The sequence below is a fragment of the Aeromonas sp. D3 genome, assembly GCF_027705025.1.
In the GTDB taxonomy this organism is placed as follows: Bacteria; Pseudomonadota; Gammaproteobacteria; order Enterobacterales; family Aeromonadaceae; genus Aeromonas; species Aeromonas salmonicida.
The window spans coordinates 90433-110620 of record NZ_JAPDBE010000002.1 but is presented as its reverse complement, the minus strand read 5'-3'; the positions used below and the strand labels follow the sequence as shown (position 1 = coordinate 110620).

Annotated in this window: 18 protein-coding genes; 11 read left to right on the top strand and 7 right to left on the bottom strand. The window is 59.9% G+C overall.

Features of this window, described 5'->3' with window-relative positions; genetic code table 11:
- Positions 1–32: 32 nt before the first annotated feature.
- The 6 genes from OKC28_RS02260 (at position 33) to hdfR (ending at position 6667) form a co-directional block, all read left to right on the top strand.
- On the top strand, positions 33–2447 hold the full coding sequence (locus OKC28_RS02260; RefSeq protein ID WP_256688105.1) for a proprotein convertase P-domain-containing protein: 2415 nt from the start codon (positions 33–35) through the stop codon (positions 2445–2447).
- Positions 2448–2502: 55 nt separating this feature from the next.
- On the top strand, positions 2503–3870 hold the full coding sequence (locus OKC28_RS02255) for an Lcl domain-containing protein (RefSeq protein WP_256688104.1): 1368 nt from the start codon (positions 2503–2505) through the stop codon (positions 3868–3870).
- A complete protein-coding gene (locus OKC28_RS02250; protein WP_256688103.1) occupies positions 3867–4424 on the top strand; it encodes an Lcl C-terminal domain-containing protein in 558 nt (185 codons plus the stop codon). The genes OKC28_RS02255 and OKC28_RS02250 overlap by 4 nt, the downstream gene beginning before the upstream one ends.
- A gap of 221 nt (positions 4425–4645) precedes the next feature.
- Complete coding sequence (eco, locus tag OKC28_RS02245) at positions 4646–5128, top strand: serine protease inhibitor ecotin (RefSeq protein WP_005310087.1); 483 nt, start codon at positions 4646–4648, stop codon at positions 5126–5128.
- 301 nt (positions 5129–5429) lie between these two features.
- Complete coding sequence (gene maoP, locus OKC28_RS02240; RefSeq protein WP_256688102.1) at positions 5430–5792, top strand: DUF413 domain-containing protein; 363 nt, start codon at positions 5430–5432, stop codon at positions 5790–5792.
- Entirely contained in the window at positions 5792–6667 is an 876-nt protein-coding gene (gene hdfR / locus OKC28_RS02235) for an HTH-type transcriptional regulator HdfR (protein WP_017412115.1), read from the top strand. The genes maoP and hdfR overlap by 1 nt, the downstream gene beginning before the upstream one ends.
- A gap of 71 nt (positions 6668–6738) precedes the next feature.
- On the opposite strand, the gene tyrA is transcribed toward hdfR, so the two are convergent.
- The 6 genes from tyrA to glpT all read right to left on the bottom strand — a co-directional run bounded on the left by tyrA (position 6739) and on the right by glpT (position 14612).
- The gene (gene tyrA, locus OKC28_RS02230) at positions 6739–7866 is read right to left on the bottom strand and encodes a bifunctional chorismate mutase/prephenate dehydrogenase (protein WP_113720671.1); all 1128 of its coding nucleotides are present in this window, start codon (positions 7864–7866) and stop codon (positions 6739–6741) included.
- Between the two features lie 118 nt (positions 7867–7984).
- A complete protein-coding gene (locus OKC28_RS02225) occupies positions 7985–9058 on the bottom strand; it encodes a 3-deoxy-7-phosphoheptulonate synthase (RefSeq protein WP_021138526.1) in 1074 nt (357 codons plus the stop codon).
- Positions 9059–9409: 351 nt separating this feature from the next.
- Positions 9410–10492 carry a glycerophosphodiester phosphodiesterase gene (gene glpQ, locus OKC28_RS02220; protein WP_219593665.1) on the bottom strand — a complete coding sequence of 361 codons (1083 nt, stop codon included), beginning with the start codon at positions 10490–10492 and terminating at the stop codon, positions 9410–9412.
- 102 nt (positions 10493–10594) lie between these two features.
- Positions 10595–12082: a glycerol-3-phosphate dehydrogenase gene (gene glpD / locus OKC28_RS02215; RefSeq protein WP_270687076.1), complete on the bottom strand. Its 1488-nt coding sequence runs from the start codon at positions 12080–12082 to the stop codon at positions 10595–10597.
- A gap of 311 nt (positions 12083–12393) precedes the next feature.
- The gene (locus OKC28_RS02210; protein WP_005310067.1) at positions 12394–13152 is read right to left on the bottom strand and encodes a DeoR/GlpR family transcriptional regulator; all 759 of its coding nucleotides are present in this window, start codon (positions 13150–13152) and stop codon (positions 12394–12396) included.
- 101 nt (positions 13153–13253) lie between these two features.
- Entirely contained in the window at positions 13254–14612 is a 1359-nt protein-coding gene (glpT, locus tag OKC28_RS02205) for a glycerol-3-phosphate transporter (protein WP_021138522.1), read from the bottom strand.
- 488 nt (positions 14613–15100) lie between these two features.
- On the opposite strand from glpT, the gene OKC28_RS02200 reads away from it, so the two are divergent.
- Complete coding sequence (locus OKC28_RS02200; RefSeq protein ID WP_021138521.1) at positions 15101–15949, top strand: MIP/aquaporin family protein; 849 nt, start codon at positions 15101–15103, stop codon at positions 15947–15949.
- A gap of 54 nt (positions 15950–16003) precedes the next feature.
- Positions 16004–17506 carry a glycerol kinase GlpK gene (gene glpK / locus OKC28_RS02195; RefSeq protein ID WP_005310059.1) on the top strand — a complete coding sequence of 501 codons (1503 nt, stop codon included), beginning with the start codon at positions 16004–16006 and terminating at the stop codon, positions 17504–17506.
- Positions 17507–17771: 265 nt separating this feature from the next.
- Here glpK and OKC28_RS02190 read toward each other — a convergent pair whose 3' ends face one another.
- Positions 17772–18674, bottom strand: coding sequence for a LysR substrate-binding domain-containing protein (locus OKC28_RS02190; protein ID WP_256688100.1), 903 nt, complete (start codon positions 18672–18674; stop codon positions 17772–17774).
- 192 nt (positions 18675–18866) lie between these two features.
- Here OKC28_RS02190 and OKC28_RS02185 point away from each other — a divergent pair, with 192 nt between their 5' ends.
- The 3 genes from OKC28_RS02185 (at position 18867) to OKC28_RS02175 (ending at position 20163) form a co-directional block, all read left to right on the top strand.
- Positions 18867–19253, top strand: a complete 387-nt coding sequence (locus tag OKC28_RS02185; RefSeq protein WP_270687071.1) for a DUF6404 family protein — start codon at positions 18867–18869, stop codon at positions 19251–19253.
- A 74-nt stretch (positions 19254–19327) separates the two neighbouring features.
- A complete protein-coding gene (locus OKC28_RS02180) occupies positions 19328–19546 on the top strand; it encodes a hypothetical protein (RefSeq protein ID WP_256688098.1) in 219 nt (72 codons plus the stop codon).
- 245 nt (positions 19547–19791) lie between these two features.
- Positions 19792–20163, top strand: a complete 372-nt coding sequence (locus OKC28_RS02175; RefSeq protein WP_219598711.1) for a DUF6404 family protein — start codon at positions 19792–19794, stop codon at positions 20161–20163.
- The last annotated feature ends 25 nt before the right edge of the window (positions 20164–20188 follow it).

Here is a 20188-nt window from a genome sequence, read left to right as displayed (position 1 = left end):
ATCCTTTTCTCATTTTTGTGTTGGAGTAAACCATGAAACCCTCTTCCCTGGCCCTCTGGCTGGCGGCAACCTTGCTCTCACAGCCCCTGCTGGCGGCCGAGTTGCAGTTCGTCGATGAAAAAACCATTGCCACCACGCCGCAGCAGTGGCTCGAACAGCGCCTCGGCGTGACGCTCGCCCCCGACTACGACAGGGCCAGCCTGCTCGGTCATCACTACAGCTTCCGCCAACTGGTCAAGGGCCTGCCGGTGGCCACCATCCAGGCTGCCGTCAGTGTCGACAAGACCGGCAAGCCCTGGCGCCTCTATCACAACAGTCGGCCGCTGCAGAGCAGCGAGCCAGGCTGTGATGTGGGCGGCAATCTGGCTCCTCTGATCGAAGAGTTGCAGGCAGCGGGCAGCGAGATCGACCCGCTGGGAGCGGTCGAAGCCTGGTACTGGCGCGACGGCGACACCCTGGTACCCGCCCTGCGCCAGCGGGTGCGCGAACACCAGGCAGGCAACGCCAAGGCTACCTATATACAGCTGTTCGCCAGTTGCGACGGCAGCCGGGAGCTGGGCCGCTGGATGGATGCGGCCAGCACCCAGGCCAGCCGCACCGCAGAGACGGGGGATGTCGTCGTCGAGGCGCGGGTGTTCGACCCTGACCCCCGCACCCAGCTGCAAGACGCCAGCCTGGTCTGGCACGACGAACTGGTACTGGCGGACGCCGCCTATCAGGACAGAGTTCCCCTGCCGGTCACACTGCAAGGGGGACGCTATCTGCTGAGCGGCCCTCACGCCCGGGTGGTGGATGCCATGGAGCCCGATACCGCGCCTTTCAGCAGTGATGACCCGCAAGCATTCCGGTTGACCCGGGACGATCGGGGCTTTGCCGACATCAACGCCTATTACCACCTTGACTTGGCCCAGCGCCACATCAAGAAGCTGGGCTTTACCGGGCTCATCCCCGGGGCCCTCGACATCGACACAGAGGCCGGCTATCAGGACAACTCCCTCTATGATCCGTTCGAGCGCAGGTTGGAGCTGGGCCGCAGCGGCGTGCCCGATGCCGAGGATCCCATGGTGATCTGGCACGAGTTCGGCCACGCAGTGCAACACCACATAGTGCCGGATCTCGGGGAGGAGGCAGACTGGGGTGCCATCGGCGAGGGCTTCAGCGACTACCTGGCCGCCAGCCACCGCCAGCGCAGCGAGGCGGGTCGCCAGTTCGAACCGGCCATGGTGTTCAACTGGGATGCACGCTTCACCGATCGTACCCCGCGCCAGCTGGATGATCTGCGGGCCCGCTACCACCCGGACTACAGCTATCCGGCCCACCGCACCATCAACGGCAGCAACGGCGATCAGTTGTGGGGCACACCGCTGTTCCAGGCCCTGCTGGCGTCGGTGACCGAGCATGGCGAAGGGGCCCGGGACGAGTTTGACCGCGTCATCATCGAATCCCACTTCGGGCTGGGCCCGGCCATTCGCATGCCACAGCTGGCCCGCATCACTGTGGACACGGCGGCGCGGCTCTACCCTGCCCGTCACTACGCCAGCCATCTGGAGCACGCCTTCCGTCAGCACGGCCTCTTGCTGGCGCCGGTCAATATCGCGCTGGTCGAGGGCAGCGCCATCGAGCTGGGACAGCGTCAATCCGTGCAACTGACCCTCACCAACCAGGGCTCGGCGCCGGTGACCCTCAATGCGCTGACCCTGACCCTGCCCGCCGGGCTGCAGGCCGATCCCTACCAATGGCAAGCCACCACACTGGCGGCAGGTGCCAGCACCACTACCACGCTGCGACTGCTGGCCCAGAGCCCGCTGGCCTGCGGCGATGAGGTGAGCCTGCCGGTAAGCCTCGTCATGACGGGGACCAGTCCGACCGAGCGCCAGTGGCAGCAGCCACTGAGCCTGCCCATAGGCACGCCCATCATCAGCCGCGCCACTGGCCAGCCGCTGCTCCTCAGCGATGCCCAGAGCGAGGAGGTACGTGGCTTGAGCCAAGCCAGCCTGCTGCTGGAGAAGACCAACGCCAAAGTGAGCGAGCAGTTGCAACTGACCTTGGATCTGCAACACGACGCCCTGGATGAGCTGGAGATCTGGCTCAACTCCCCCTCCGGCACCCGCATCCAGATCTGGGACAAGGGCTACAGCCCACTGCCACGGCTGAAAGGTGTCTTCCCTACCGAGCTGCTGCCCCTGCAAGCCTTCACCCCCTTGCTGGGAGAGCCGCTGGCCGGCAGATGGACGCTGGAAGTGGTGGACAGCAAACCCGGGCATCAGGGCCGCATCAATGGCTGGAGCATCAGCCAGCGCATCGGCGCCCAGTGTGGTGAACCCATAGCCCCGCCGGATGACGGCATCATCCACTTTCAGGTGGACGACAGCAGTGGCGGCGGTGCGGCCAACCTGCTCTGGCTGCTGCCGCTGGCGATCTGGCGCCGCCTTCGCCAGCGCGGCTGAGTAACCCACCCATATATAAGAAGAAGGGGCCCAGGCCCCTTCCCAAGGACAAGAGATGAATCCAACCTATTCCCGCCTGGCCTGCCTGCTGGCCCCCCTGCTCACCGCCTGCGGTGGCGGCGGCTCGGATGAAGCGCCGCTGGCGGCACCTGCCTATACCCTGAACGTCAATCTGCCCGAGAGTGGCACCCTGTGCGTCAATCTCAACCAGAACACCCGCTGTGACGAGGGGGAGCCCAGCGTCAGCGGCGTAGCCGGTGCCCGTCAGCTGAGCAGCACCTCCCCCGCCCTGCTGACCAGTCCGCTGCTGTTCCTGCCAACCACGGCGGCGCCGGCGCTGCTGCATCCGGCCGCCCGACTGGATGGCCAGACCCTGACTCCCAGCCTGCTCAGCACCCTGCTGCAAAGCCGCATCGCCGAGGGACATCCGCCCAAACAGGCACTCGACGAGATGCTGGCCGCGCTGGCGCCGCTGCAACCAGGCCAGGGGCTGGCCGCCCTGTCGCAACTGGCCGACTTCAACCTGGCGCTGGGGCAACTGCTGCTGGCGGTAATCGATGCCGAGCCGGAGATATCGGACCTTTCGCCCGTCCTCCTGCAAGCCTTGGTGTGGCCGGCCCTCGGCAGCCTGCTGCCCGAGCTGGCCAGCCACTTTGCCCAGCACGGCGAGCTGACCAGCCTGCAGGAGAGCGTCACCCGCCTGCTGCAACAGCAATACTCCCATCCCCTGGTCACCGGCAGCGGCGTCACCACCTACACGGATGGTGTCGACTACCTGCTCACCGAGGAGCCCGCCGACCACCCGGGCCAGGAAGCCAGCCTGAACAAGGCCCCCCTGCGCTATCGCAAGCTGGATGGCAAGGGCAAGCCCCTGCCGGATGACGCCCCCCAGTGGGAATGTGTGGAGGATCTCACTACCCGCCTCGTCTGGGAGAAGAAGCTCGATGATCCTGCCAGCCCCCGCGATCTGCACCGCACCTTCGCATGGGAGCTTGGCGACTATCACCCCACCCAGCACGAGCTTGACTACGCCTGCCCGCAAGGCGAGGCCATCTGCACTACAGAGCAATATCGCCAGTGGCTCAACACCCAGCAGCTGTGCGGCATCACCAGCTGGCGCATGCCCCACTCGCGCGAGCTGATGAGCCTGCAACACTACGGCTCGCTCGCCCGCCAGTATGGCCAGCTGGTCACCATGGATGTGCGCTACTTCCCCGATGTCGGCACCACCACCAAGGATTTCAGCGGCTACTACTGGAGCCAGACCCTGACCCCGTCCCGTCGGCTGGAGAGCGCCCCCCTGAGCGCCATCGCCCATATCTTCCTTGGCGATGACGCCGGTACCGACTACGCCACCACAGTTCAAAACAGCGATGATGCCAACGGTCTGCAACTGCGACTGGTGGCGGAGGTAACCCGATGAACCGCTTGATGCTGACCCTGCTGCTGACCCTCGGCAGCCCTCTCGCCCTGGCCACCGCCATCTGCGACGACACCATGCCCAGAACCAGCCCCACCGCCCGCTTCATCGACCGCGGCAACGGCACAGTCACGGACAGAAGCACGGGCCTGACCTGGATGCGCTGCCAGCTCGGCCAGAGCTGGCGCAACCAGAGCTGCAGCGGCGAACCGACCCGACTTTACTGGCAGCAGGCCCTGCTGACGGCAGAGCGGATCCGCACCGAACCTAGCCATGCCCTGCACAACTTTGGCGGCTACCGGGATTGGCGCCTGCCCACCATCAAGGAGCTGACCAGCGTGCTGGAGTCCGCCTGCTACAAGCCTGCGCTCAACGAAACCATCTTCCCCCGCGCCATGGCCGGTGAAGGAAAAGAGGTGAACGACGGTTACGTCTACCTCTGGTCCTCGACCCCGGTGCCGGCCAGCAAGAGCGTCGCTTATCTGGATATCACCAGCGGCGCCGTCGGCATGCGGGCGCCCGGCGCCTGGGCCAAACAGCTGCTCCTGGTGCGTTGATTGCGCGGGGGTGGCCACAGGATCCCGCTGAAAAGCGGATCCTTGTCCGGCCACCTCCGAGCTGTGCAAAAGCGCTGTACACCGAATGTGCGCCTTGTCAGAAAATAACCAGAAGACGTCATCCTGTGCCGGATCTGGCAGGATTTGCACCCCGGATCGCTGGCATGAAACGGGCAGAGCGGTTAGTCTAGCGGCGTTGAACCAATCCCCATGAGGTACAGATGAAAACCGTATTGCGTTTTAGCCTGCTGGGCGCCTTGTTGCTGGGCGGCCATGCCTTCGCCGCCGAACCGAAAAAATTTGATATCAGCATGTTTCCGGCCGCCGAAGTAAACCAGGAACGTGTCGTGATCCGCCTGCCGGAAGTCGAGAACGAAGCCGACATGATGGTCGAGCTGCAGGTCGGCAAGAAAATGATGGTCGACTGCAATGTGCCGCGTTTCGCCGGCAACCTTGAGCAGCACAGCGTCAAGGGCTGGGGCTACAACTACCTGATGCTCGGCAAGGTATCCGACCCCATCAGCACCCTGATGGCCTGCCCGGATGTCCAGAAGAAAGAGACCTTCGTCCAGATCTACGGTCAGGGCTTCTTCGTGAACTACAACTCCAAGCTGCCGTTCGTGCTCTACGTCCCGCAGGAGTATGAAGTGCGCTACCGTCTGTGGCGTGCGGACAACCTGGCCCAGCCAGCCATGATAGAGTAAGTCTCTATCGAGACCAAACCTCCCGCTTTGGTTCATGAATGACACAAAATAGAGCGCCAAATGGCGCTTTATTTTTAACCAATTTCGTCGCCCCAGACGGCCGAACCTTGACATAACCTGACATAACTCCGCTTTTTTTCTCGCTTTTTTGCTCTTGCCCTCCCCGAATGTCCACTGGATCATGGATAAATCACTTTCGATGAAAATGATTTATCCATATAGTGAAAAAATTGATTTTGCACTCTGCGACGGCCTGATGATACTTGCCCGCAAAGGTCAAACTAACCAGAAAAAGAGCACTATGAGCTTCGAATCCGACAAGCGTTTCAACGACTTCAAACATTTTCCCCGTGGCCTGCGTCGCAGTGGTGAATTCACTGTTGCCGAAGCGGACAGTCTGGAAAAATACGGCACCGCCATGCTGGCGCTCTATCAGGGCAACCTGGCGCCGCGCGATGACGTAGAAAGCGCCTTTATCGAACAGGTCAAATCCGGTGCTGCCGGCAGCAATCCCCACGCCAAGGTGTGGTTCAAGTATCTGAAGGTGATAGGTCCCAAGCGCGTGCATCGTCTGTGCACAGTCGCAGGCGGCGCCAACGAGGAAACCGGCGGCGGTGGTTTTGACGGCGGCAACGGCGGCGGCAGCAACGAGTCCATCGATTAATGGATACCGAACTGCTTCGGACCTTTATCGAGGTCAGCAAGACCCGGCACTTTGGCCGGGCTGCTGAGAATCTCTATCTGACCCAGTCAGCGGTGAGCTTTCGGATCCGCCAGCTCGAGCAGCAACTCGGGGTCAGTCTGTTTGCCCGTCATCGCAACAACATCCGCCTTACCGCGTCCGGTGAGCGTCTGCTGCCCTATGCAGACGCCATCTTGCATACCCTGGGTCGGGCCAAGCAGGACGTGGCGCTCTCCCCCGGTTTCAGCCAGCAGCTCGCCATAGGCGCGCCCGCCGTGTTCTGGGAGCTCGATTTCAACGACTGGCTCAACCATGTCTATGCGCTGGCTCCCGGCCTCGCCGTGCGGCTCGAAACCGCCTCCCGCGAGCACCTGTGCCGCCAGCTGCTGGAGCGCTCCCTCGACTTGGCCCTGCTCTCCGAGCCAACCAAGATCGACGAGATTGCCCTGCATCCCATCGGCGAACTGGTGTTTGAACTGGTGAGCCGGGATAGCACAGCCAACGCCGACAGCCTGATGCAAATGCCCCACATTCACCTCGACTGGGGCACCAGTCTGGAGCCGCAACCCAGCCGCTTGCAGAGCCTGCAAAAAACCCCCGTGCTGCACTCGAGCTCCGCCAACATGGCGCTGCAGTTCGTGCTGGCCAATGGGGGGGCCGCCTACCTGCCACGGCGGATGGTGAGTCCCTTCCTGGAAAAGGGGCAGCTGCATCTGGTGGAGGGAGGCCAGCCACTGAGCCGCCCGCTCTACCTCGCCTATCTGGAGAAATCCGATCGTCGGGAGCTGATCGATCGGCTGCTGACCCTGCCCCTTGGCTGGGATGGCGCCGATCTGCGCTTGCCGCAGCCTGAATAACCTCGGGCGATAGCACAGACAGAAAAGGGGCCGAAAAGGCCCCTTTTTTATGGTGCTTGTGTGCAATCGCATCAGCCGTGTTGGCGGCGATCGTTGGCCTGGGCCAGCAACATGCGGCTCTCGCGCAGAAACTCGTCGGCATGCTCGCCAAAGAAGCCTGATACCTGCGAGAAGGCATCGATAAAGCCGGCTCTGTCCCCCTGCTCCAAGAGCCCCAACACCTCTCCGAAGTTCTGGTAGTAGCGACGGATCATCGCCAGATTCTGCGGTGACGACAATATGATGTCGGCATAGAGCTCAGGATCCTGGGCAAACAACCGCCCCACCATGGCCAGCTCCAACCGGTAGATGGGGGAGCTTAAGTTAAGCAGGCGGTCGATGTTGGCCTGCTCCCGGGAGAGGTGCCAGCCATAGGCAAAAGTGGCGAAGTGGCGCAGCGCCTGAATGAGGGTCATGGCCTCATCGTGGGCTTTGGCTTCCACCTGCTGCAAGCGCGCGCCCCAGATGGTCATCTGATCCAGCAACCACTGACTGGCGGCCGCATCACGGCCCTGACAGCAGACGATCACCTGCTTGGCAAGGCTCGCCACATCCGGTCCGAACATGGGGTGCAGCCCCAGAACAGGACCTTTGTGCACTGCCAACATATGGGCAAGCGGCTCGCTCTTGACGCTGGTGACATCCACCAGCAGACAATCGGCGGGCAATGAACCGAGCCGGTCGATGATCTGGCAGGTGATGTCGATGGGCACGGCCACCATCACCAGACCCGCGTCGGCCAGGATCTCGTCAGCTCGCGGCCAGTCTGCTTGTTCGAGGGCCTCGACCCGGTAGCCGGAGAGGCTGAACATATGGCCGAACAAGCGGCCAAGTTGACCCTGTCCGCCTATGATGACCACTTTGCCAAGATCCGGCTTCATGCACTTGAAGCCGGTGTCTTTTTCGCTGGCATAAGATTCACGCATGACACGGCGCAGCACATCCTCGATAAGATCCCCCGGCACCCCCAGCAGTTCGGCCTCGGTACGACGGCGGGCCAACATGCTCGCCTCCCTGTCCGGTGCATAGATGGGCAGGCCGTGGCGGCTCTTCACCTCACCCACTTCCCCCACCAGGGCCAGCCGTGCGGCCAGCAGATCGATCAGCTGTCTGTCCACCGCATCAATCTTGTCCCTGAGGGCATTCAACTCTTCAGCCATATCCAGTCCCTGCTGGCGCCGCTGGCGGCGGCGCCCTGTGATTCAAGAGGCAACAAGGTATCACTGCGTGGGCAGTGATACCTCTATGGTTCAATCAGTTACGACAAGATACCACGGCTTACCGTGCAGTTCTGCCCTTGAGCGGCGCCGCCAGCTCGCGATGGCATCGCTCCAGCAGAGCGGCTGTGCTATCCCAATCGATGCAGGCATCGGTGATGGAGACGCCGTAGCGCATCTGCTCTTTGGGCTGCTCGCTGGACTGGTTGCCTTCGAACAGGTTGGATTCGAGCATCACCCCTATGATGGAGCGGTTGCCCTCCTGGATCTGGTGGATGACGTTGTCGGCCACCTTGGGCTGCAAGCGGTGATCCTTGCTGGAGTTGCCGTGACTGCAATCCACCACCAGACCGGGCAGCAGGCCCGCCTTCTCCAGCGCCTCCTCCGCCAGCGACACATTGACCGAGTCGTAGTTCGGGTGCTTGCCGCCGCGCAGGATGACGTGGCCATCCGGGTTGCCCTGGGTCTGCAGCAAGGCAACCTGGCCCTGCTGGTTGATCCCCATGAAGGCATGAGGGCTGGAGGCCGCCTGCAGTGCATTGATGGCGGTACCCAGGTTACCGTCTGTGCCGTTCTTGAAGCCCACCGGCATGGAGAGGCCGGACGCCATCTCCCTGTGGGTCTGGGATTCTGTGGTACGGGCGCCGATGGCCGACCAGGAGAAGAGCTCGGCCAGGTATTGCGGGCTGATGGGGTCGAGCGCTTCAGTCGCCAGCGGCAATTCCAGCTCCGCCAGCCAGCAGAGCAGCTCACGGGCGCGATGCAGCCCCAGCTCCACATCGAAGGTGCCATCGAGATTCGGGTCATTGATAAAGCCCTTCCAGCCGACCGTGGTGCGCGGCTTCTCAAAGTAGACCCGCATGACAATGTAGAGAGAATCCTGATAGGCATCATGCAGCGCTTTGAGTCTGGTTGCGTACTCTTTGGCGGCGTCCATGTCGTGGATGGAACAGGGTCCACAGATCACCAGCAGGCGGTGATCACGACGGTGGATGATGTCGGCGATGGTAGTGCGGGCCCCTTGCACGAAAGCCAGCGCCTGGTCGGAGATGGGTAGCTTCTCCTTGAGCTGGGCAGGCGTGATCATCACTTGTTCGGATTGGATATGGATGTTGTTCAGGGGGTCTCTTTGCATGATCTCATTCTCTCTACAGTATTTAAGCCAATTGCACTGGATGTATCAATTTATTTACACAAGTCAGTGCTTTGTTACGCAACCGCCCTCACCTTACCAAGGAAAAACAAACAATCAAGTGAAACTAGCGGATTAACTGTCTAGCAGGTGAATAAACGACCAGTGAAGCGACCTAAACAACCAGAAAGTAGCGAGTAAAAAGCCCCTGACCCGACAAAATCGTAAATATATAGTTACACCCTGATGCTGCCGTCAGTACTGCTCGACCACTATCCGACCCCTGCCCTTGCCTCCATTTTATGAAAAAAGCGGGGCACCTGGCCCCGCTTGCGTTCCCGTCTTGCTCTTCTTTTATGATTTGCCGTGTGCCTTGATGGCGTCGACCGCCTTGTCCGGGAAGTCGCTGAACACCCCGTCCACATCGGCCTGATAGAGGAAGATGTTGAGCAAATCGCTGAAATCCTTGGCGTAGGCCGGGATCTGCCCCTCATCCTGACGGAAGGTATAAGGGTGTACTTTAAGGCCAGCGGCGTGGGCCTCTTTCACCATGCCGGTAAACACAGGTTTGCCCGGGGTGCCCGGCTCCGTGACTATCATCGGCTTCCAGGGGCCTATGCCTTCCGCGTAGCCGGCGATGGTCTTCATGGCGCCCGGCTTGAACATCCAGTCATAGTCGTAAGGGGTTGCCTGGCCCTTGGCGTCATAGACCATGGTCTCGTTCCAGTCGGTCTCGGCCATCAGCTGCACCAGTTTCAAGTCCATGCCTAAGGCGGGCATCAGCTCGCTGTTGATGCGCTTGAGCTCGTTGGCATCGAAGCACTGCAGATAGACCTTGTCATCCTTCCCTGTGTAACCGTACTCCTTGAGCACGTTCAAGACGGCCTTGGAGATGTCCTTGCCTTCGTGGCGAAACAGCCAGGGGGCCTTGATCTCCGGATAGATACCTATGTTCTTGCCGGTGCTCTTGTTGAGCCCCTGGATCATCTCTATCTCTTCCTGGAAGGTGTGGATCTTGAAGCTGGACTTCCACAGCGGGAAGCGGGCCGGATAGACAGGTACCTGCTTGCCATCCACCAGCTGGAACGGCTCCGTCATGCTCAGGGAGCGCACCTCGGCCAGGGTGAAGTCCACCACATAGTAACGACCGTCCGGGCGGGCCCGACCGGGGAAGCGCTCGGCCACGTCCGTGATGCCGTCGAGGAAGTGATCGTGCATCACCACCAGCTGGTCATCCTTGGTCATCACCAGATCCTGCTCCAGATAATCGGCTCCCATGCCATAGGCCAGCGCCTTGGATGCCAGGGTGTGCTCGGGCAGATAGCCCGAAGCGCCACGGTGGGCGATCACTATCTTGCCTTCGTCGGCAGCAAGAGCGGGCAATGCAAGGGCGGCCCCCAGGCCAAGGGCTATCAGGGAGAGAGAGATTTTTTTCATGCGAGGTGCTCTTTGTTATTGTTTATTTGGTGTAGGTGTTTGTTATAGCAGAGGTTTGTTGCATTTTAACGACGGGCGGCCAAGGAGCCGCCCGCTTCTTCATCAGCTTGCCTTGGGCAGGGCGTGCTGATGTTGTTCCAGCCAGGCGTGCAGCTGCTGCTGCTCAGGCTGGGAGAGGCGAAGCCCCAGCTTGCTGCGACGCCACAGTATGTCTTCCATCGAATGGGCCCACTCGCGGCTCATCAGATAACGCACTTCCGACTCGTACAGGCCGGCGCCAAAGTGCTGGCCGCGCTCCTCGTGCAACCAGAGGCGGGCGTGGCTGCCATAGGCCTCGGCGATGCGACGGGCGTTGCGCTCATCCAGCCAGTCGAATTCGAGCATATAGGCGCGCGCCAGCTCGGTAGTGGAGCAATCAAATTCGCCACCGGGCAGACGGCTGGTGGCGGTCCAGTCCTCACCCATCTGGCTGAACCAGGGCTTGAGCTTGTTGCAGGCGGCCTGGGCCAGTTTGCGATAGGTGGTGAGCTTGCCGCCAAACACGGACAAGAGTGGCGCGCCGTCGGATTCACCGGAGAGCTCGAGGGTATAGTCACGGGTCACGGCCTGGGGGGAATCGGACTCGTCATCGCAGAGCGGTCGCACGCCGGCATAGGTCCAGATGACATCTTTGGGCGCTATCTGGCGGGTAAAGTGAGCGTTGACCACCTTGCACAGGTAGTTGATTTCGGCGTCGCTGATCTTCGCCTCGCGCGGGCTGCCCTTGTGCTCCACGTCCGTGGTGCCGATGAGGGAGTAATCCTGCTGATAAGGGATGACAAAGACGATGCGGTTGTCTTCGTTTTGCAGGATATAGGCCTCTTCGCGCTCATGGATACGCGGCACTATGATGTGGCTGCCCTTGATGAGGCGAATACCGCGCGGGGATTTCTCGTGCAGGCTCTCGTCATAGAAGGTCTTGACCCAGGGACCGGCTGCATTGACCAGACCACGGCAGGTGACGGTGAACTGCTCGCCCCCTTCCCGCTTCAGAGTCAATGTCCAGTGCTTGGAGCCGCGCACCGCCTTGATGCAGCGGGTGCGGGTCTGTACCTCGGCCCCTTTATCACGAGCCATCATGGCGTTGAGTACCACCAGGCGGGCGTCATCAACCCAGGCATCCGAGTACTCGAAGCCTTTGTTGATACCGGCGGTCAAGCCGTCCTGGGGCAGGAAGCGCACGCCGCAGCTGCCCTTGAGCTTGTCGCGCTTGGCCAGGTTGTCATACAGGAAGAGACCGGCGCGTATCATCCAGGCCGGGCGCAGGTGCGGGCGATGGGGCAGCCGAAAGCGCATGGGACGGGCGATGTGGGGAGCCATGCCGAGCAGCACTTCCCGCTCCGCCAGCGCCTCTTTCACCAGCCGGAATTCGTAATGTTCGAGGTAACGCAAACCACCGTGGATCAGCTTGCTGGAGTTGGAGGAGGTGGCAGAGGCGAGATCCTTTGCCTCGAACAGGGCAACCTTCAGACCCCGACCCGCTGCATCAGCCGCAATGCCCACCCCATTGATGCCGCCGCCAACGACGACCAGATCATAATGTTCGCTCATGTTCACCTACTCTTTCTTATTTTGTGTTGCCATGACAGCAATGTTTGATTTCGCTCATATTAGAGCATGAAAAAATGATAAACGAACATTTTATGGAGAAAATGTGATCGCGATTGTTTTGGCAATGCTAAAAATGCTGCCAGTCGGTGATCAGGACGTCAGCAAGGGGCTGGCTGGCAAAATAGCGTGCGTGGGATCGCGCTCATACCCAGGGTGGTGGTAAGCCGGAAAACAGCAGGAGGAAGAGGAAAACAGGGGAAAAAGCGGCCGCCGTCATGGCGGCCTGGTGCCAGATAGGGGTTAACGGTGACTCAGCAGATATGGCATTCGATCTGGTGCTGGGACATGAGCCGCATCAGCTTCTCCGGTGGCTCCTGATCGGTGAACAGGGCGTGGATCTGGTTGAGATTGCCCAGATTGACCATGGCATTGCGACCGAACTTGGTGTGGTCGGCGGCCAGAAACACCTGGCGGGAGTGGGCTATGATGGCCTGGGCAATCTTCACCTCGTGGTAGTCGAAATCGAGCAGAGAGCCGTCATTGTCGATGCCCGAGATACCGATGACACCGTAATCCATGCGGAACTGACCGATGAAGTCGCGGGTCGCCTCCCCCACTATGCCGCCATCCCGGTTGCGGATCTCGCCACCGGCGATGATGACGGTGAAGTCATCCTTGGCGGTGAGAATGCTGGCGACGTTGAGGTTGTTGGTCACCACGCGCAGCTCGCGGTGATCGAGCAGGGCGCGGGCGATGGCCTCCGTGGTGGTCCCTATGTCGATGAAGAGGGAAGAACCATCGGGAATATTGGCGGCCACTTCGCGGGCGATACGCTCTTTCTCCTTGAGCTGCATCACTTTGCGGGCGCTGTAGGCGGTATTGACGGTACTCGAATGCAGGGAGGCACCGCCATGATGGCGCCGGATCTTGTTCTGTTCGGCGAGATCGTTCAGATCACGGCGAATGGTCTGGGGACTGACGTCAAAGTGGGTCACCAGATCCTCCGTCGAGACAAAGCCCTGCCGCGTCAGGACGTCCAGTATCTCCAGATGTCGTTGGGTTTGCTTCACGCTTGAACTCCGATGATGAGACGAAAAAAGGCCCCGGCAGATGCGGGGCCTTTGGCAGTTTACCTGATCCCTTTTCGGATCGATAAGGGCAGGATCACGTTTTATGCCTTATCGGCAGCCGCCTTCTTGGCAGCGACGGCGATGTTCTCATGCTTGAGGGTCATGGCCAGCAGTATGATGGAGATAACGCAAGACGCGGTCAGCACCATGAAACCGCCATCCCAGCCGAAGTGGTCAACGGTATAGCCCAGCATGGCGTTGGCCGCCACTGCACCACCCAGATAACCGAACAGCCCGGTGAAGCCTGCCGCGGTACCGGCTGCCTTCTTGGGTGCCAGCTCCAGTGCATACAGACCGATCAGCATGACAGGGCCATAGATCAGGAAGCCGATGGCGACCAGAGCCAGCATGTCGACGGTGGGGTTGCCCGCCGGGTTGAGCCAGTAGACCAGCACAGCCAGGGTGACCAGCACCATGAAGAGGATGCCGGCCGGGGCACGGCGGCCCTGGAACATCTTGTCAGAGATCCAGCCGCACAGCAGGGTGCCCGGAATACCGGCCCACTCGTACAGGAAATAGGCCCAGGAGGAGTTGTCGACAGTGAAATCCTTGGCCTCTTTCAGATAGGTCGGAGCCCAGTCCAGCACACCGTAACGAATGAGGTAAACGAAGGCGTTGGCAATGGCGATGTACCACAACAGCTTGTTGTGCAGCACGTACTTCATGAAGATTTCCTTGGCGGAAAACTCCTTCTCGTGGCTGGCATCATAGTCCTTCGGATAGTCGTCCTTGTACTCCTCGATGGGCGGCAGACCGACCGATTGCGGGGTGTCACGCATCACGAAGAAGGCGATCACCGCAATGGCGGCAGCGGCAGCAGCCGGTACATAGAAGGCACTGCGCCAGTCATTGAACCAGCCCATCCCCAGGATGAACAGCGGACCAATCAGGCCACCGCCGACGTTGTGCGCCACGTTCCAGACCGCGACCACTTCGCCACGCTCTTTCTGTGACCACCAGTGCACCATGGTACGACCGCAGGGCGGCCAGCCCATGCCTTGTACCCAACCGTTCAGGAACAAAAGCACGAACATGATGGCGATGCTGGAGGTAGCCCAGTGCACAGTCCCCATCATGAACATGATACCGGCCGACAACAGCAGACCGGCAGAGAGGAAGTAGCGGGCGTTGGATCGGTCAGACACGTTCCCCATCAGGAACTTGGACAGACCATAGGCAATGGAAACCCCGGACAGGGCCAGGCCCAGATCACCGCGGGAGAATCCCTGTTCGATCAGGTAAGGCATCGCCAGACTGAAGTTTTTCCGTACCAGGTAGTAACCGGCATAACCGAAGAAGATCCCGAAAAACACCTGCCAACGCATGCGTTTGTAGAAGGGATCGACCTTGTCGGCCGGGAGCCTGTCTATGTGTGGTGCAGGCCTGAAGAGACTAAGCATGTTCTGCTTCCTTATTGTTGTTGTGGGCGGTTGAGGGTGCCCTGTCCATGCTGACCAACCAGAGGAGTCCTGATTCGAAAGCGAGCCTATTGTGCTCATATGTGAACATTTAATCTGTGATGGAGGCTCAAATATTGCAGTTTTATTACAAAATAAAGCGCCGGATGAGTAAACACTCATCAGCGGCTATCCCTTGCAGGGTAAGGGATAGCGGCACTCACTAAGTGGTATAACCCCTGTTACAACTTGCTTTCCGTCACATTTTTTTAGCAATGAATGGGATCTTGTCCACACTTCCTGCGGGGAGGGAGTGGTGAATGGCCGATTTAGGTTTATTTTCTCTCTCGTCCGAGAACGAGCGCAAACGAGCATAACGTTTGCGTCAGCTCAAAAAACAAGAAAAAACGTTTTCGGATGCAGTAATGGGACTGAAAAAACAACAAAACGGAACATCAAACCTACTCTGGGTGGATATAAGGAATAAAAGTATGAGCATACAAAGACCCAATACCCTGCTTGGCGAGTGCATCGCCGAGTTTATCGGAACCGGCCTGCTGATATTTTTCGGCGTCGGTTGTGTGGCCGCCCTGGTGCTGGCCGGTGCCAACTTCGGACAATGGGAAATCTCCATTACCTGGGGTCTGGGTGTCGCGATCGCCATCTATGTGACCGGCGGTATTTCAGGTGCCCACCTGAACCCGGCCGTGACCCTGGCGCTGATGACCTTCTGCGGGTTCGACAAGCGTAAAGTGGTGCCCTACATCATCGCTCAGGTCGCTGGCGCCTTCAGCTTCGCCGCCCTTGTCTACTTCCTTTATGGCGGCCTGTTCACCCAGTGGGAAGTGACCCACAACGTGGTACGCGGCAGCGTCGAGAGCCTCGGCTCCGCCGGCATCTTCTCCACCTACCCGAACGCCCTGCTCTCCAACATGCAAGCCTTCGCGGTCGAGCTGGTGATCACCGCCGTTCTGATGCTGGGCATCATGGCGCTGGGTGACAACAACAACGGCGCCCCCAAAGGCTTCGCCGCCGCCCTGCTGATCGGTATCCTGATCGCCGTGATCGGTGCCTCCCTCGGCCCGTTAACCGGCTTTGCCATGAACCCTGCCCGTGATTTTGGCCCCAAACTGTTTGCCTTCCTGGCAGGCTGGGGTGACGTGGCCATGACTGGTGGTCGTGACAACCCCTACTTCTGGGTGCCCATCCTTGGCCCCATCGTCGGTGCCCAGCTTGGTACCGCCCTGTATGTGAAAGTGTTGGCTCCCTGTGTGCCTGGCAACCGTGTTGCCGCCACCGAGCAAGCTGCCCAAACCGCCAAAGAAGAGGCCGCCGCATAAGAGCGGCCCTCCCCAACGTGTAACAACGTGGCAAATAAAAACGTGGAGAACATCATGTCTGCTGAAAAAAAATATGTCGTCGCTCTGGACCAGGGTACTACCTCCTCCCGCGCCATCGTGTTTGACCAGGATGCCAATATCGTCGGCACCTCCCAGCGCGAATTCACCCAGCACTACCCGAAAGCGGGCTGGGTAGAGCACGACCCCATGGAGATCTGGGCGACCCAGTCCTCCGTCTTCACCGAAGTACTGGCCAAGACTGGCCTGCGCAGCGAAGAGATTGCCGCCATCGGCATCACCAACCAGCGTGAAACCACCGTCGTCTGGGAAAAAGCCACCGGCAAGCCCATCTACAACGCCATCGTCTGGCAGTGCCGCCGCACCGCGGCCATCTGTGAAGAGCTCAAGGCCCGTGGCCTGGAAGAGTATGTGCGCGAGAACACCGGCCTGGTGCTGGATGCCTACTTCTCCGGCACCAAGGTGAAGTGGATCCTCGACAACGTCGAAGGGGCCCGCGAGAAGGCGATGAACGGCGAACTGCTGTTCGGCACCATAGACACCTGGCTGGTGTGGAAGATGACCAACGGCGAAGTGCATGTCACTGACCCGACCAACGCCTCCCGCACCATGCTTTACAACATTCGCGACCTGAAGTGGGACGAGAAGATGCTGGACGAGCTGGGCATTCCCTTGTCCATGCTGCCAGAGGTCAAGCCCTCCTCCGAAGTGTATGGCTACACCACCCGTGGCGGCGGCTCCCGCATCCCCATCGCCGGTATTGCCGGTGACCAGCAGTCTGCCCTGTTCGGTCAGCTCTGCTTCGAAAAAGGGATGGCCAAGAACACCTACGGTACTGGCTGCTTCTTGCTGATGAACACGGGCACAGAGCCGGTTCGCTCCAGCAACGGCCTGCTGACTACCGTCGCCATCGGCCCGAAAGGGGAAGTGAACTACGCGCTGGAAGGGGCTGTCTTTATGGGCGGCGCTACCGTGCAGTGGCTGCGTGACGAGCTGAAGCTCATCCATGATGCCCGCGATACCGACTACTTCGCCTCCAAGGTGGGTGACACCAATGGCGTCTATCTGGTGCCGGCCTTCGTCGGCCTGGGCGCCCCCTACTGGGATCCCTATGCTCGCGGCACCATGGTCGGCCTGACCCGTGGTGCCAACCGCAACCACATCATCCGTGCCGCGCTGGAATCCATCGCCTACCAGAGCCGCGATGTGCTGGATGCCATGCAGCAGGACTCCGGCATCAAGCTGGCCGCCCTCAAGGTAGACGGCGGCGCGGTTGCCAACGACTTCCTGATGCAGTTCCAGTCCGACATGATGCACACCCCTGTGGTGCGTCCGACTCGCATCGAGACCACCGCCATGGGCGCCGCCTTCCTGGCCGGTCTGGCCGTCGGCTTCTGGAAGAGCTCTGACGAACTGGAAGACAAGTTCAGCGTGGATCGTGAATTCATCCCGCAGATGAGCCACGAAGAGCGCAACAAGCTCTACCACGGCTGGCAGAAAGCGGTTGAACGTTCACGCCGCTGGGCCGAAGAGGATTAATCGGGCAACCGACATCTTTCCGAGATGAACAAACAAAGAGGCCGACAGCGATGTCGGCCTCTTCTTTGAGCTCTATATCCACTCCGGCCATTGGCAACGTATATCTGCCGGCCAGTCAAATCCCTTCCCCTTGTCACGGCTGGGTGCCAGCGACACCTCTTCCCTTGCCAGCGGATCCCAGCCCTCTGCTTGTCAGAGACGGAAGCCAACTTCTACTCCCCTTGCAAAGGGGAAGCCGGGAGGGGGCGCCCTTCCCACTCCCCCCTCACAGGGTATGGCTGCCGATCTGCTCCTTGATAAAGTCGAGCCAGACCCGCAACCGGATATCCCGCTGGGCATCGGAGTAGAAGACCGCATTGACGGGACGCGAGGCACCGCTGTTGCTGCGAGCCAGCACCTCCACCAGGGCGCCGCTTGAACGATCAGGCCCTGTCATAAAGTCCGACAGACAGACGATCCCCTGCCCCGCCAGCGCCAGCTGACGCAGGGTCTCGCCGCTGCTGGCCCGCAGGGTCGGGGTGATGGCGAAGCGATCCCCCTGCTCGGCACTGAGCAGCGGCCAGTGATTGAGGTGATCAGGATGCAAAAAGCCCAGCAGTTCGTGGCCCGCCAGCAGATCCGCAGGTTGGCGCGGTGTGCCGCGTTCGTTCAAATACGCAGGGGATGCCAGCAGCCGCAGGCGCGTGCGACCGAGCGGCAAGGCACGCAGGGAAGAATCCGTCAGCTCGCCGATACGAATGGCCATGTCTACCCGCCGCTCCATCAGATTGATGAAACCTTCCGAGCTGTGCAGTTGCAGCTCGATGGCGGGATAGCGGCGGCGAAACTCGCCTATGATGGGCACCAGTCGATGCAGGATAAAGGGGGTGGCCGCATCGACCCGCAATATTCCCTCCGGCTGCTCCTTGCGGCTGAGCAGGTGTCCCTCCGCCTCGCTCATCTCGGTCAGGATATTTACCGCCCGCTGATAGAACCAGCTCCCCTCCTCGGTCAGGCTGACTCGGCGGGTGGTACGGTTGAGCAGCAGGGTGGCGAGCTTCTCCTCCAGCCGCTTGATGCCGCGGCTCACCACAGAGTTGTCCATGCCGAGGTTCTCCGCCGCCTGGCGAAAACTGCCCGCCTCCACCACGGCCACGAACAGGGTCAGTTCATCAGAATGGGTCTTCATTGCTGTTATCCAGGCAAGAGTATTGGGTCTTTATAGGTGTAATCGCTCAGGGTTGGCAAGGGCACTCTGACAGCGGATCTTGTTTTTTAAAGAGAAACAACCAGAGATAAGCACTATCCCTCCGCCGACTTAATCAGTAGAATGCCGCCAAAAAAAGCACCGTATGGAGCCATTCCAGCATGAGACAAATCAATGACATTTGAAGAGCGGCTGACCATCGCCCATCAGACTTTGGCTGACAAAGGCATCAAGGAATGCAACTACAACCCGTGGATTTTCAAACTGCTGCGTAAAATTGGCTGTACCCTCAAGCCCCCTTATTACGCGGGCTGGCTGGTCAATTTCCTCTGTGCCGGCCTGAATCTGGCGCCGATCTATGGTCTGACGATGTGGATTTTCGTCTGGTACCCAGAGGGAAGGGATCCCGTATCTGCCTTGTACAGCACAGCGCTATCCGCCGTCATATTTGACCTCTTGACCTTAATCAGGCTCTGGCTGGCACTCAGACAGCTTGGTTTGACCACCTGGGAGCAGCTGGAATGCCAACCAATCAGTGAAGGCGCGGCAGGAGAAGGCTGAAGCCCCTCTTCGGATTTGAGCCAAGTGCAGCCCACGCGCTGAAAAGCAAATTTCACAGACACGGACTCTCAACCTTGCCCGATTTCGTCAAAGTCATGATCAGTTTTTCAGTTAACTGCTTCATTCAAACCGCAATTTGTCTTGTTGTTCTCACCTACCGGCTTTTCCGCCACCACAATGGCAACTGGCGCAGCTATCGACGCAGCCGGGATCCTCTCCCTCTCTTCGTCTCCATTTTCCTTGGTATGGTGATCGCAAGAAGGCTGCATCCAGTCATCATTGCCGCCCTGTAGTGATTGGCAACGGGTCGGGCTATGTCAATCACTGATCAGAATAGGGATTCATTGCTGCAATCCCGACAGGAGCAAGGATCTTAATCGTTGCAGCAGATCTGGCTTGGCAAGTGTGCCGTGACGCCAGAGCTTACAGTGCGCAGACAAATAACGTGACAGAGAGCTCACATCGCGTTGATGGTTTGCCAGTAGAATGCAGCCAAAACGGCATCGTATGACACCAAGTTGTGACAAGGATGAACACCATGACATTTGAAGAGCGGCTGACCGCAGCCCATCAGGAGCTGGCCAGCAAAGGGGTATGGCATGCCAACTACAATCCGCCACTGTGCAGATTGCTGCGCAGGCTGGGTTGCCCAGTCAAACCACCTCACTATCAGGGCTGGCTAAGCAATACGCTCTGGTTTGGCGTGAGCGCCGGGCTGATCTGGGGCTTGTTTATGTGGTTTTTCAGCTGGCAACCCATGGGGATGGATCCGCTATTTTCCCTGCGCCAAACAGCCCTGTTTGCCGGATTATTCGGTATTTTTATGGCAAGTTGGCTCTGGCTTAGGCGCAAGCAGCTGAAATTGATCCCTTGGGAACGACTGGAAAGCCATGGTGAAGAATTCAAATAGCCAACTCCCACCATCGCTCATTCCC